The organism is Steroidobacter cummioxidans, assembly GCF_003104955.1.
The window spans coordinates 112,624-127,579 of sequence record NZ_LSRW01000050.1 but is presented as its reverse complement, the minus strand read 5'-3'; the positions used below and the strand labels follow the sequence as shown (position 1 = coordinate 127,579).

At 61.2% G+C, this 14,956-nt stretch carries 9 protein-coding genes; 3 read left to right on the top strand and 6 right to left on the bottom strand.

Translation table 11 applies throughout. The features are described from left to right. Positions 1-84 precede the first annotated feature (84 nt). The gene (locus tag D0550_RS23070) at positions 85-1,593 is read left to right on the top strand and encodes an alpha/beta hydrolase family protein (RefSeq protein ID WP_116811539.1); all 1,509 of its coding nucleotides are present in this window, start codon (positions 85-87) and stop codon (positions 1,591-1,593) included. Positions 1,594-1,596: 3 nt separating this feature from the next. On the opposite strand, the gene D0550_RS23065 is transcribed toward D0550_RS23070, so the two are convergent. Then, complete coding sequence (locus tag D0550_RS23065; RefSeq protein WP_116811538.1) at positions 1,597-2,574, bottom strand: 2-dehydropantoate 2-reductase; 978 nt, start codon at positions 2,572-2,574, stop codon at positions 1,597-1,599. Between the two features lie 419 nt (positions 2,575-2,993). Between D0550_RS23065 and D0550_RS23055 the strand changes: the two genes are divergently transcribed. Next, on the top strand, positions 2,994-5,972 hold the full coding sequence (locus D0550_RS23055) for a TonB-dependent receptor (RefSeq protein ID WP_116811537.1): 2,979 nt from the start codon (positions 2,994-2,996) through the stop codon (positions 5,970-5,972). Here D0550_RS23055 and D0550_RS23050 read toward each other — a convergent pair. Then, entirely contained in the window at positions 5,962-7,551 is a 1,590-nt protein-coding gene (locus tag D0550_RS23050) for an MFS transporter (RefSeq protein WP_116811536.1), read from the bottom strand. The two genes, D0550_RS23055 and D0550_RS23050, sit on opposite strands and share 11 nt — an antisense overlap. A gap of 125 nt (positions 7,552-7,676) precedes the next feature. Between D0550_RS23050 and D0550_RS23045 the strand changes: the two genes are divergently transcribed. Then, entirely contained in the window at positions 7,677-8,144 is a 468-nt protein-coding gene (locus D0550_RS23045; protein WP_116811535.1) for a VOC family protein, read from the top strand. 13 nt (positions 8,145-8,157) lie between these two features. Here the strand turns inward: D0550_RS23045 and D0550_RS23040 are convergent, their stop codons facing one another. The 4 genes from D0550_RS23040 to D0550_RS23025 all read right to left on the bottom strand — a co-directional run bounded on the left by D0550_RS23040 (position 8,158) and on the right by D0550_RS23025 (position 14,849). Then, the gene (locus tag D0550_RS23040; protein WP_241520893.1) at positions 8,158-10,026 is read right to left on the bottom strand and encodes a cytochrome c/FTR1 family iron permease; all 1,869 of its coding nucleotides are present in this window, start codon (positions 10,024-10,026) and stop codon (positions 8,158-8,160) included. A 235-nt stretch (positions 10,027-10,261) separates the two neighbouring features. Next, complete coding sequence (locus tag D0550_RS23035) at positions 10,262-10,789, bottom strand: tetratricopeptide repeat protein (protein ID WP_116811533.1); 528 nt, start codon at positions 10,787-10,789, stop codon at positions 10,262-10,264. Between the two features lie 145 nt (positions 10,790-10,934). Then, complete coding sequence (locus D0550_RS23030) at positions 10,935-12,563, bottom strand: cellulase family glycosylhydrolase (protein WP_116811532.1); 1,629 nt, start codon at positions 12,561-12,563, stop codon at positions 10,935-10,937. Between the two features lie 15 nt (positions 12,564-12,578). Then, the gene (locus D0550_RS23025; RefSeq protein WP_116811531.1) at positions 12,579-14,849 is read right to left on the bottom strand and encodes a rhamnogalacturonan lyase family protein; all 2,271 of its coding nucleotides are present in this window, start codon (positions 14,847-14,849) and stop codon (positions 12,579-12,581) included. Between the last annotated feature and the right edge of the window lie 107 nt (positions 14,850-14,956).

Genomic DNA, 14,956 nt, shown 5'->3' with positions numbered 1-14,956 from the left:
CAGGTGCATCCCCTCTCTACTTATTGGCAAGAGACGAGCTCTTCTGGCACTGAGAGTCTCACGAGCCAAGGGAGGGAAGATGCAATGGTCCCTCGGACCCGTCCGCTGCTCATCATCGCACTGTGGCTTGTGAGCACTGCGCAGTTCAACGACAGCTTCGCGCAGAACACTTCCGGCACACCCGTACGTGGTCAGCTTCTCGAGAATCCACCTGTACAGCTCGGGGTCTACTCGCCTTCCGATCTAATCGCCAAAATCACGGACGGCACGATCTCCCGCTGGCTGCTCCGGCGCACCTTCTCACCGCGATGTTCAGTCACCGTCTATCAGCTGCAGTATGGAACGATCGGCGGACAAGGCGAGCCGACGAGCGCTTCGGCTGCACTGATGATTCCGACAGGCACGGATGCGACCTGCCAGAGTCCGCGGCCTGTCGTGTTGTACGCCCACGGAAAGAGAAATCTCACATTCTTCAACATGGCCGATCTGTCGGGGCAGGCCAACTATGAAGGTCTGATCCTCGCGCTGGCGCTGGCAGGCGATGGCTACATCGTGGTCGCGCCCAACTATGCCGGATACCATGCATCCACACTCGGCTATCACCCATTCATGAACGCCGACCAGCAGTCCAGCGACATGATGGACGCGCTGACTGCCGCACGCGCTGCGTTGCCGGCCACGAATGTCGCCGACAATCAGAAACTGTTCCTGACTGGTTACTCGGAAGGCGGCTATGTCGCGATGGCTACTCATCGCGCCCTGCAGGCTGCAGGCATTCCCGTTACTGCGTCGGCGCCAATGTCGGGACCGTACGCGCTCTCGGCGTTCGCGGACGCCATCTTCATGGGCCAGGTGGGTGCTGGTGCGGTGGAGGAATTCCTGATGCTGGCCTCGAGCTACCAGCATGCGTATGGAAACATTCATTCGAGCCCCACCGATCTTTTCGAGCCGCGGTACGCAACCGCGGGCGCGCTGCTACCGGGCACGACCGGCCCCGGCACGCTCATTGCGCAAGGATTGATTCCCGAGAGTGCCGTCTTCAGCAGCACACCACCGACTCCCGAACTAGCTTCGCTGACTCCCGCAATCGCACCGAGCAAACTTGCCGGCGTGTTCGCGCGTGGCTTCGGGACAGACAATCTGATCACGAACGCTTACCGACTGAGCTACTTGCAGGATGCGTTCGCCGCTCCGGACGGCGGGTACCCGAACACGACGACGGGTTTGCCACCGGACAGTCCGACCAATTCGTTACGGCAGGCGTTGAAGAAAAACGACCTGCGGAATTGGGCGCCGACGGCGCCGATGCTTCTGTGCGCCGGCGACGAGGATCCTGTGGTGTTCTATTTCAACACCCAACTCATGGAAGGCTATTGGACCGTCACTGCGCCAGGAAGCCCGGTCACCGTTCTGAACGTGGACGCGCCGCCCTCGCATCACGGCCCGTACCAGCACATCAGAAAGAGCTTCGCCCGGACCAAGTCGCTGCTGAAATTGATCGACGGCCGATCCGCCATCGTCGAGGACTATCACGACGTGCTGGTGCCGGCGTTCTGTCTGCAGGCGACCAAATCGTTCTTCGATGGGTTTTGAAGTTTACGAGTTCAGCCCGCGTCCCTTGGCATACAAACGGATCAGCCCATGCAGCGCATCCATGTTCGGCGTCTCGACGCCAACCCTGTGCCCGATCTCGCGCGGCGCGGCCACCAACGCATCGATTTCCAGTGAACGTCCCGCTTCTGCATCCTGCAGCATCGAAGTTTTGAATGCGCCGAGTTTGCGAGTCACGGCCATGCGATCGGCGCCGCTCTCCGAAATGGGGCAGCCGATGCGCGCGCCTATCGCCGCCGCTTCAATCATCACTCGCAAGATGAAATCGCTGACGAGCGGATCGTCGAGAATCAGATCGCACGTGGCCGCAGTGAGCGCGGAGATCGGATTCATGGTCATGTTGCCCCAGAGCTTGTACCAGATGTCCCTTTGAATCTGGGCGCTCACGGTGACATCGAAGCTTGCAGCCCGAAGCGCACTGACCACTGCATCGAGCCTGGCGGAGCTGCCGCCTGTCGGCTCACCCACGATGAGCCCGTTGCCATTCTTGTTGACTGAACATCCGGGCGTCTGCACAGAACACGCTGCATGAACCACACAGCCCAGCACCCGCTCGGGCGGGATCAATCGACTGATGCGCCCGTCCGGATCGACCGAGCGTAGCGAAACATCATCGAGCGTCACCGGCAGACCATGAAAGAACCACCACGGAATCCCGTTCATCGCAGGCAGAATTATCGTGTCTTCGCCAAGCAAGGCCGCAACAGACTCAGCGACGCCCGCCAGCGCTTGACCTTTCACAGCAAGCACCACCAGGTCCTGCTTTCCCAACTCTGACGCGCGATCGCTCACGGCCACATCGGCATTCTGCGTATTGCCGCCGATGACGAGACGCAGCCCATGCTGTTTGATCGCGGCGAGAGTCTCTCCTCTCGCCAGCACGCTCACCTCATGACCGCTGTTCGCCAGCCGCACGCCCAACCAAATACCGATGGCGCCCGCGCCGACGATTGCTATGCGCATGAATTTCCCGTCTCCAGTCGTTCGAAGGGCGAAGGGTAACATCGGATCAGAAGAAACCTGTCGCACGCGCATCCGCCCGTCTGGAATCGGCAGCGGGTCGCAGCACGATGTTGATCGGCTATACACCGGAGCCCTGCATCGGGTGGTTCCCGATGCATCGGATTCCGGCCGACGGATGCATAGAACCTCAGTTGCTGGAGCAGGAATAGTGACCTAAGGTTCTGAATTATCGTAAATATCACCATTCCTGCGCTGCAAGACGGGCTCCTGGCCAAACTATCATTTGGCTTCAAAATATTTCACTTTCAATCAAGAGCTGTCATTATTGATACTAACTCGGACAAATTCCGGGTACAGGGGTAACCGGTTACCGGCGTCCCGAAGCAGAAGCTCGAAAACGAATTGTGATTGGGGGAACCATGTCGAACTGTGGTCGATCCGTCGTTGTTTCTGCCGCCATTGCCGCGGCGCTCAGTAGTCCCTTCCTCGTTCCGGTTGCCGCGTCGGCAGCAGAGACCGGCCCGCAACCATCCACGCAGCTCGAGGAAATCGTTGTCACCGGCTTCCGTGGCTCGCTCAACACCGCATTGGCAGAGAAGCGCGCCGAAACGGCAGCGATCGATGTCATCGCCGCCGAAGACATCGGCAAATTCCCAGACAGCAATCTGGCCGAGTCCATGCAGCGCATTCCCGGCGTGACCCTGTCGCGAGGCGATGGCGGCGAAGGCCGCAACATCTCGGTGCGAGGCCTCGGCCCGCTGTTCACCCGTGTACGAATCAACGGCATGGAGGCCGCTGCTCAGGCCGGCTCCAGCGATATTTACGGGGCTGGCAACAACGGCCGCAGCTTCGATTTCAACGTCTTCCCAACTGAGATCTTCTCGCAGCTGGCGGTCCGCAAGACGCCGTCGGCCGATGTGGAGGAAGGCTCGCTCGGCGCCACCGTCGATCTCAAAGCGCCCCGCCCGTTCGATTTCGCTCAGGACCGGGTGTTCAGCCTGACCGGACGCGGCGTGTTCAACACCATCAGCGAGGACCTGGATCCCCGCGCGTCGATGCTGTTCTCACAGAAGTTCTTCGACAACACCTTCGGCGTGCTGGCCTCCGCGGCCTTCCAGAAACGAAACATTCGCGAGGTCGGTTACTCGGCCGTCGACGTTCTGTCGGCCAACACCAACGCGAACAACATCGGCACGAGCGCAGCTCCAATCTTGCTGCCCTTCTGCACCCCGATCGGCTGGACCACCACCGCGCCGAGCCCGGTGCCTGGCTCTCGAGGGGCGACAGCGGCGAACTGCAGCGCCAACAACCCTCGTAGCAACGATCTCGCGGCGTTTAACACCGTCTACAACTTGCGCCGCGCGAGTGCGCCCAATACTCCCGGCAGCGGTGCTTTCTTGCCGCGACTGCCGCGCTACGTGAACTCCGAGCAGGACACCGAGCGCACCGGCGGCACATTGACACTGCAATGGAAGCCCAACGACAACACGGACATCTCGCTCGACGGTCTGTTGTCGCGCTTTCAAGTAGAGCGTCGCGACAACTACATCCTCGGCTTATCCCTCGGCCGCAATCTCACCAACAACGGCCAGCCGATGGTGTCGGTCCGCGACATTGCATTCGACCAGCACGGCTCAGTGCAATATGCCGTGTTCGACGGCATGGACGTGCGCTCCGAAGGCCTTGTGGATCAATTCGTGTCGACGTTCGAGCAGGCGAATCTGACGTTCGAGCATCGCTTCAACGACAAATTCAAGATCAGCGGTCTGGCCGGCCGCTCCAACTCGATCCGGGACGGGCCGATGCGTCTGCAAACCTTCCTCGACCGCATCGATACCCAAAACTTCACGCTGGACTTCCGCGGCGGCCGCGAAACCCCGCTGATCGGCTTCGGCTTCGACGTGAACGATCCGAACATGTTCACGTACGCCCCGACCCCGGACGGCAACCAGACCGTGCTGGGCGGCTTCTCCACGCAAGGCAAACCGTCGCGCAACGTAACGCAGATCGCCAACTTCGACCTGGCCGGCGAGTGGCAGGCCACAGACATGTTCGCGTTCACCCTCGGCGGTCAGTATCGCGAGAACGACTTCCACAGCCGCAACTCGAATCTCGTGCCCTCGCAGGTTCCTGTGACGGCGTTGCCGGCCGGCGTGACCGTTGCCGACATCACAACTCGGATCACCGGTCTGGACCGTTCGTTTGGTTCCGGCGCGCCGGCCAGTTGGGTTGCCATCGACTCGAAGAAGTGGCGCGACGTGTTCAACTTCGCGGATATGGATTTCTGTGGCGTCGAGTGCGGTGCCGGCCAGTCGCAGATCCTCGAGAAAGTCACGAGCGGCTTCGTCAAGATGTCGTTCGATAGCGGCAGCGGCTGGCGCTTCCCAGTCCGGGGCGACATCGGTGTCCGCTACGTGAAAACGGATCAGACGGCCGTCGGCCACATTCCTGTGAGCGCACCGGCTGGCGCGCCCTTCCCCACTGTGGGCCAGCGCAATCAGGTGGATCGCGAGTACAGCGACACGTTGCCGTCATTGAATGTGGTGATGGACCTCACGCCCGACCTGCTGGCCCGCTTCTCGGCAGCGAAAGTCATGTCCCGACCCGAGCTCGGCAATCTGACGCCCACCGCGACGATTACCGCCACGACGCGCACCGGCACGGTGAACAATCCGTTCCTCGACCCGATTCGCGCCAAAACGGCGGACCTGAGTCTCGAGTGGTACTTCCGCCCAGGCTCGCTGCTGTCGGCCGCCTACTTCTATAAGGACATCGAAACTTACATTCAGCGCATCACCAGCCCGGTCATCTACACCCAGCTTGGGCTGCCCGACGCGCTGCTCGCGGGCACACCGGCATCGCCCAGCGACGAGTTCAACGTCAGCCGCCTGCAGAACACCAACGGCGGCCCGCTCAAGGGCTTCGAGCTCAATGCACAGGTGCAGCTCGACATGCTGCCGGGCATCTGGAGACATTTCGGCGTCCTTGCCAACTACACCCGCGTCGAATCGGAGATCGAGTACATCCTGACCAGCAGCGGCGGCGTCGTCACTTCGTCGACCACGGCCGATCTGGTCGGACTGTCCAAGAACTCCGCGAGCGGTACGCTGTTCTACGATGACGGTCGCTTCAGCGTTCGCACCACTGGCACCTTCCGTGACAAGTACATTCGCGGCATTCCCGCATCCGCCGGTAGCGATCTGCAGGGCAACGGCGAGACGTTCTATCTCGATGCCGCGGCCTCGTGGAACGTCACTGATTATCTGACGCTGATCCTGGAGGCGCAGAACCTCACCGAAGAGCGCAATACGCTGTTCATCGACAGCGTTCGCGAAGACACGCTGTTCCAGACCGACATCGGCCGCACCTTCACGCTGGGTGCGACGATCAAGTTCTGAGCCGGCGGTTCGAAGATTCGATAGTCAACCATCCGCACACCGCGCTCGCGAAAGCGAGCGCGGCTGCGATCAGCGATACGACACGGAAGCTGTAAACGAAGGAATCTTTGAAAGCCTGCTGAACCACATCTCGCTGCTCGCCCGCGATGGACTGCGGCGCCTGGGCTTCTGCGAGCTTTGGAATCTCGGCACGCACGAGCTCGCGCGTTTCGTTCGACAGCGACAGGTGTTCGACGCGCGTATCGACCGCTCGGCCGAACGCGGCGACTGCAACCATGCCCAGCACTGCAACCGCGAGCATCCCAGCGATGCGAGCGGTTGCGTTGTTGATACCCGACGCGACACCAGCGTGACGATCATCGACCGCACGCATGACACTCGTCGTGAGCGGCGCCACGCTCACCGCCATGCCGAAGCCAATCACGACCATCGGTGGAAAGAACGTCGTCCAGTACGGTCCTCCAATCGCGGGCACGGCGAGCAGCGCAAATCCGCCAGCGACGATGGTCGGTCCTATCGTCAACAGCGTGCGCGCGCCATACCGTTCGATCAGTCCGCCGGACCAGCGCGACAACACGCCCATGATCAGACTGAATGGCAGGAACGCCGCCCCCGCCATGGCTGCCGAATAGCCTTGAATCCGTATCAGGTTGAACGGCACGAAAAACATCACGCCGCCCAGTGCAAAATACAGCAGCAACGTAATCACATTCGCACCGCTGAAATTCTTCGACCGAAACAGCTCGAGCGGCATCATTGGGGTTCGCGCATGCGCTTCGCGCCACACGAACAAGCTCAGCATGGTGATTGCTGCGGCAAGCGAGCCCAGCACGGCCGCTCGCCTCCACCCGCCCTCCGATGCAAGCGTCAACCCATACGCCAGTGCTCCGAGCCCGACGACGGCCAGCGCACCGCCGCCCCAATCGACCGCCACATCGCGCGACTCATCTCGACTCTCGGGCATGCGCCAGATCGCAAGCGCGACGGCGACCACGGCAATGGGAACATTGATCAGAAAGATGATTCGCCACGACCAGGTGTCGACGAGCCAGCCGCCGAGCACCGGACCCAATGCGGTGGTCAACGCAGAAGAGCCGGCCCATGTGCCAATAGCACGACCGCGCTCGGCTTCTGGAAACATCGCACTGATGATCGCGAGACTGCCTGGCACCAGCAGCGCGCCGCCCACACCTTGAACGGCTCGGGCCGCGATGAGCGCGGCTGCAGTAGGCGCCCAGGCACAAGCAACAGAAGCGACTGCAAAGATCGCGATGCCGATGATGAATACGCGTCTTCGGCCGAATCGATCACCGGCCGCTCCGCCGACGAGAAGCAACGCACCAAGCATCAGCATGTATGCATTGACTACCCACTGGGCTTCGCGCACCTGTGCTGACAGATCCGCTTGAATCGCCGGCAACGCAACGTTGACGACCGACGTATCGATGAAGGCCATGCTGGAGCCGACGATCGTCGCAGCCAGCACCCACGGCTTGGCATTTTCCGGGCAAACAGACTCACCCGCCGGCGCACCTCGAATCACACTCTCGTCACAGGCAATGAAAGCCGAGCTGTTCATGGTGCGCGCTCAGTCGGTGATTTACCGAAATGGCCGGTACGAACCTGGCGGGATTTGACCACGGCCGCCATTCGCATGTCATGATCGGGCCCCACCCTGAAGCCCATCGCCTGGAGGACACGACCATGGTCAAAGCCATTCCCGAAGGTTATCACTCGATCACTCCGTATCTCATCGCCAAGGGAGCGAGCGACGCCATCGAGTTCTACAAACGGGCTTTCGGCGCGACCGAGGACATGCGCATGCCCAAGCCCGACGGGTCGATCGGGCACGCGGAGCTCTCCATCGGCAACTCGAAGATCATGCTGGCGGACGAATTCCCGGAGATGGGCTACCGCAGCCCGCTGTCAATCGGTGGTGCGGGCGTGAGCATGATGTTGTATATCGAAAACGTCGATGAAGTCTTCAAGCGCGCCCTTGCCGCGGGCGCGAAAGAATTACAACCCGTCAAAGATCAGTTCTACGGCGACCGCTCAGGAACCCTGCAGGATCCGTTCGGCCACGTGTGGACGATTGCCACTCATGTCGAGGACGTGCCGCCCGAGGAAATGGAGCGCCGCGCCCAGGAATTCATGAAGCAGTCGGGCAAGTAACAAACGCCGCGTATTAGTGGGCGCGCGCCTGTCTCGCAGAGCGCGCGTTGTACGCGAAGCCGGCGATCGCGGCGAGCGCCACGATCGCCTGCAACATCACCGTCTGGACGGAAGGAAACAGACCCACCAGCTCGATGCGCGGCAGGGGCAATGTTCGCACCGACAATACCCCTGCCTCTTGCAGGGCTTCGGCACCTTTGCCCGCGAGCACGACCGCCAGAACCGCAATGAGGATCGAGCTCACCGAGAAGAACTTACCGATCGGCAGACGTGCGCTGAATTTCAGCAGTGCGGTCGAAATCAATGCCAGCACAGCAGCGCCAGCCACGAGCCCTCCCAGCAGCGCGGCACCATTGCCTTCGCCACTGAGCGCCGCATAAAACAGGATGGTCTCGAATACTTCCCGATACACCATCAGAAACGCGAGTCCTGCGAGCAGCCACGCAGAACGCCCCTGCAGAATTCCAGAGAGATTGCTTTGCAAGTAGCGTTGCCAATGGCCGGCGACGCTCTTCTGATGCATCCACAAGCCCACCGTTAGAAGCACGAACGCTGCGAACAGCGATGCGTACCCTTCCGTCAGCTCGCGACTCGCGCCGCTGATGTCGATGAGATATCTAGCAACGAGCCAGGTGAGGCCACCAGCTGCAAGTGCGGAAATCCAGCCGCCATGCACATATGGCATCAATTCCTGCCGTCCGGACTTACGCAGGAACGCAACGATGGCCACGACCAGCAGCAGCGCTTCCAGTCCTTCGCGCACGAGGATGGTGAAGCTCGCGATAAACGTCGTCGCCGCATCCGAGTTGCTCCGATCGAGCACTTCGCTGGCCGAGCTCAGTACCTCTTCAGCAGTCGCGAGCTGCTCTTTCAACTCGGCAGGTGTCGCGCCCCGACCCAGACGCGCTCGAAATTCCGCCATCACCCCTTCCACACGCGTCATGAGCTTTGCATCGCGTGCTGCCAGTCGCGGCTCGATGGGCTCGATCCCATCAAGGTAGGCAGACAACGCCAACCGCGCTGCCTCCTGGGCATTGCCCGATTCGTAAGCCGCCATGCTCTGATGCAAACGAGACCGCGCGAGCGCGACACCCGTCTCGCCCGCCAGCACTGCTGGAGTTGCGCGCAAATAGGAAAGCACGGCTTGTGCGCGATCTGGCCCCAGCTCGCTGGAAAGCTCGTTTTCCGTTTTTCGAACCAATGCTTCGAGATTCGGGATGCGACTGCGCAGCGATGGATCTTGCTGCCAGAGTTTGGCGCCCTCCTCACGCGCAGTCGGCGGATAGGCCAGCGTGCCGATATAAAAACTCAGTGCCCAGCGATCTTCCGGCGACAGCGCCGGGAAACCCGGCATCGCCGTACCGCCGACACCTTGGCTGATGGCTTCATATAACGAATAGAGACTGCGCGAGCGCGCGCGATCCGCATCGGTGAATGCGATGGGCGGTGGATCGAGTTGAGCTGCAGCGGGTCCGTCTCCATGACCACTCACGCCATGACAAGCAACGCACTGCTCTTGATACAGCGCCGCACCCCGAGCCAAATCCGGCACGGTCTTCGGCGCAATCGGCACGGGATAAGTGGTGAGCAGTTGATTGCCGAGTCCATGCGCGATCTGAGCAACTTTTGCCGCGTCGGCCTGCTGAGAGACGGCCGTTTCCAGCAGCTGACTCTGCTCAGTCAACTGCGCCTGGCCCGCACGCGCTGGCAATGAATCCACGCGCTCCCGAATGGTCGCGGTGAATTCCACCATCTCCTTATATTCGCCCTCATTGCTGATCTGCCCGTCGGCCACGGCACCGGCGTAATCAACCGCGACATAATCAATGAGTTGCCACAGCTGGCGAACCTGCAGGTCCAGCTTGTCATCCTCTGCTGACATGGCCGCGCTCGCGCTAAACAGCACGAGCCACGCCACCGTAGCCACGAACCGCGCGAGCCATTGCCCGCGGGCCAATGAGAATGAGAACCGATTCATCAGCGGAAGCGTAACGAGGCCCGCTGTGCGAATCAAATTAAGTCGGTGATATTTAACGGTCTGGCGAGACCGTCATGGAGGCAGGAGTCGAAGGCGGCTCCTCGTGTCGAGGAAAGAGCCGCCTTCGCTGTTCGACGTCTTACTTCGGAGAGACGCCCATGTACGCTTCGCCGGCGCGGACGTAGTGCCAGATATCTTCCGAGTTGCGCGCGAACGCCTTCGCCAGCAACTCCTCGCCCTTCTCGCGTTGACCAGTGCGGATGTACCACGCCCCCACTTCGGCTTGACCGCTGTCGTCTTTCGGGTCTGCGGCGAGCGCGCGCAGGAACAACTCTTCGGCCTTGGCATTCTCGCCAACCTCAGAGTACACGCGCGCGATTCGGAACCAGTCGCTCGACTTCGATTTACCGTTCAGCACATTGTCGAGCATGGCCTGACCCGTGGCCTTGTCACCGGAGAGGTAGTACGCGCGCGCAATCTGGATCAACTCCCAGCTGCCGCCTTCGGCCAAACGCTCGGCTTCCTTCAGTGCGGCGACGCCGGCTTCCTTGGCAGGCTTGCCGGACATGAGGGTCATGCCAGGACCTTTGACTTTCGCGGCATAGCCAATGCCGACGCCGGCCGTAAGACACGCCGCGGCCATCACCACCACTGCGACCTTCTTCATTTATTAGTTCCTTGAGGACTGGTTCGAAAGGAACGCGAAGGGTACTGCAAGGGACAGGTTCGCAGCCAGCCTGATGAGACGAATCGATTCAGCGGTTGCGGCGCGCGTCACATCACGCACGCCGCTTCCGTCCATTGCGACGGGGTTAGAATGTACCCGTCAACGTAAACGGCTGTCCGCCGGCAGTTCCGGTAACGGTGTAAGTGTCGCCGGTCGTCGGGTGCACCGTGCCATTGCCACTCATCTGCACGGCAAATGTGCGGTTGGTTCCCGGCGTCAGCGTCTGGCCGGCGTTCAGCGAGAACACATATGTAATCGCGGTCGCCGTGCTGCTGTTACTTTGCGAAATGATGCCGCCGATCGTGTTGTACTGACCCGAAGCGCTCACCCCCGTCGTTCGCTGCACCGTGATCGTGATCGACAGCGCAGTGATGTTCGCTGTGTTCGACAGCCGAAGCTGTTCCTCACTGAACCAGCCACTGCTGCTGGTCACCACGCCCGTGGCGGTCACCGATCCCGTAGGCGAACTCTGCCCCGCTTGTGTTACCGCGATCGGACGTGAGATGCCGCCACCGGTGACAGTGACAGTTCCGCTGCGAGCCGCCGTTCCAGTATTCGCCGTCGCACTGACGGTAAAGCTACCGTTGTTGGTGCCCGACGTGGGCGCGACGCTGATCCAGGTCTGGTTGTCCGTCACGCTCCAGCCCACGTTGGATGTAACGGCCACCGGCGATGACGACGCGCCGGCAGCGAACGAAAGCGATGCCGGCGAAACGTTGAGATTGTTGCCCGTACCCTGGAACACGCTCGCTATCACCGAGGTGGCTCGGATGCCGTTGGCGCCATTCACGATGCGCTCGCCCCAGGACGTAAACGTGGTGCTGAAGTTCTGCACCATGTCGAGCACGACGCCACCGCTGCCATTGCCCGACCAGGACCAGCCGATATAGCCATTGGCCCGCTGCTGAGCCTGCGCGAAGATGGTCTCCACATCCACCGGCTGGCCGTTGTTCTGTGGACCGAACTCACCGATCACGAGCGGCAGCGCCATGTCATCGAAGGCTTGCATATAAGCGATGATCGGCGCCGCCGTTTGATACACCTCGTACATGTGCACGCTGAACAGCAGGTTGCGGCGCGAGTCGGCATTCCACAACTGCATGGCGTTGGTACGCATGGTGTTGGACCAGTCCTGGCCCCAGGTGGCACCGTCGATCATGAGCGTGTGCGTCAGGCCTGCGGTGCGCAGCGCCTGGATTGCCGCGATCGTGTCGGGAAGATAGTTGGCAGTCGTCGTGTTGCCGAACGGCTCGTTCGCGATGTTGATGATTACGAAGTTTTCCTGGCCATTGATGGCAGCGCGAATATCCGAGCTCGTCCAATACGCGACGGCGTTCGAGATCGGCACAGCCGTCGTCTGTTCGCTCCAGCCGGTGGAATCGTGGACCTCCAGTACCGCAATCATGCGGTTGTCTTTGGCCCATTGAATGAGTTGGCTGACCTGCGCACCGGGCACGCGCGCCCACTGCCCGCCGGTCGACAGCACGATGCGCACCGTGTTCGCGCCGGTGGCCGCCATCGCCGCGAAGTCCTGTTGAGTGGGCCGCGACTGGTACCACGTGTACGGATAGTTGATGCCACGCATGACGAACGGCACGCCGTTGTTGTCCACCAGCTGACCGCTCTGAATGGAAAAGCCGGCGAAACTGAGGCCCGGCGCGAGCAGTAACGAAAGGAACAGCAGTCGTGCCAGATGCTGAAGAACCGCTTTCATAACCCCTCCTTGAGTTTACTGAACGGTCACCTGATCGATGTTGCCGAGGTCCTGCCCTGTCGATTCGAACCGCAACACGTTGCTGCCGTTGTTGAGCGTGACAGGGACACTCAAGGTCGACCACGTGGTCCACGCGCCAGTTGGATTGAACGTGATGTTCTGAGCCACACCATTGACCAACAGTCGTCCCGTGCGGCTCGCAGTCACTCCCAGCGCATAGCGGACGCCCAGCGTTTTGCTGCCGCCACCGCGACCGTCTACACCCTGGATCTCGAGGTATCCGCCAGTGACCGAGGAGTTCACATAGGCGCTGCCGATGTAGCCTGCATTGGTCGTTTCAGTGACAGTTCCGCCGCCGAGCACACCGTTCTCCGCCTGATACGTATCCTGCGTGCCCGGATTCTCGCTGCCGCCGCCGACGATCGTGATATTCGGCGTGGGCGGGGGCGACATGTTGGCACCGACGAAGAAACTCGGATGTGGTGGCTGGTTGTACGCCACGTTCTGCCACGCCAGCGCGACGCGATACTGCGGATCGTGCAGGAAGGTATAGAGACGATTCGTAGCCACGTTGGTCGTGGTGTAGATGCGCAAGTAGGCATTGTCAGAAGTGCGCCAGATCACCTCCTCCCGCCAATCGCCGAGCACATCGCCGCTCAGCGCCGGCGTTGACTTGGTCCCGTTGTTCGAGGTCACGCCGGAAGCAGTGAGCAATCGGGTATCGCTCGAGGTCCCGTACTTATCGATGTGATTGCTATCGAGCAGCTCACGGACCGTATCCGAGTCCCACCACACCAGGAAATTCTCCGAGCTGGGTGTGCGCCCGATTGCCGCACCGGAGGCGTTGAAGAGATTCGTCATCCCAGGCCCGGAACCCCAGAACTCTGCGCCGGCATTGCCCGCATAGATATCGCCTGCAACACCCCGCCCAGGACCTTCAGTGCCCGAGGTATTGTTGATAGCAAATATTCGCGCGCCGGTGCGCGCATCGCGCAGGTCCGCCCCGGGCTGAGTGCTGGACTCATGAACATCCCAGATTTCGAGGCCCGCGCGTGAAGGAACGAAGTCACCGACATGCAACGCATCGCCGTGTCCCAGCCCGCTGACGTACAGCCCTCGACCGTTGTCGTCGATGGTCGCGGCACCGAAGATGATCTCCTGACGACCATCGCCGTCGACATCGGCAATCGACAGATTGTGATTGCCCTGTCCGGCATAGGCTGAGTTGCCCGACGTATTGCTGTCGAACGTCCAGCGCTGCGTGAGCGCTCCGTTGCGCCAATCCCAGGCAACGATCACCGCTCGCGTGTAGTAGCCGCGCGTCATGATCAGGCTGGGCCGCTGACCATCGAGGTAAGCGACACCGGCAAGGAAACGATCGACGCGGTTGCCGTAGCTGTCGCCCCACGAGCTGACATCGCCACGAGCCGGCACATAGTTCGTCGTCGCCAGAATCGCGCCGTTCTGTCCGTTGAAAATCGTCAGGAACTCCGGCCCGCTCAACACATAGCCGCTGCTGTTGCGGTAATCAGCGCTCGCGTTGCCGATGACCTGGCCGGTGCCACTACGCGTGCCGTCGGCAGTTTTCACCGCCACCTCGGCGCGACCATCGCCGTCGAGGTCGTACACGATGAACTGTGTGTAGTGCGCACCTGCACGGATGTTTCGACCGAGATCGATCCGCCACAAGCGTGTGCCGTTGAGCTTGTAGGCGTCGAGATACACATTACCCGTGTACCCGGACTGGGAATTGTCCTTGGCATTGGTCGGATCCCACTTGAGCACGTACTCGTACTCGCCATCGCCGTCGAGATCGCCAATGCTCAGATCATTCGCCGTATACGTGTACGCCTCGCCGCTCGGCGTCGTCCCACCTGCAGGAATCTGCAAAGGAATTTGCAGGTACTGTTGGGTGGCCGCGTTGGCTGGCAGCGTGAACGAGGCACTGTTGGCCTGCTCGACGCCGTTCAAGACCGGCCGCACGAAATAAGTATTGGCTTGCGAGGCCGGCGCCGAGTTGTCGACGAAGTTCGTGCTCGCCGTAATCGGCGTGCCATTCAGCAGCGTCGCAGCTCCGCCAGCACTGGAGCGATATACGTTGAAGGCGATTGCGGACGGATCATTACCGAACAACCGCCAGCCTACATACACCTGAGAGCTACTACTGCGAACCGCCACGACGCCGCGTGATAGCCGCTCCATTTGCGCCTGAGCGTGCGTATCGAGCGTTGCGGCGAACAGGAGTGGGAATAACAAACAAACACGCATCCATCCGTGATGCTTCATGACTGCTCCTTTGCATCATGTTCAGCGCTGTCGGCTGTGGGGTCGCGCACGACCCAGCCCGCAAGGCCCACGGCCCAGCGTTAGTTGATTTCGTTCCTGCAGATCCC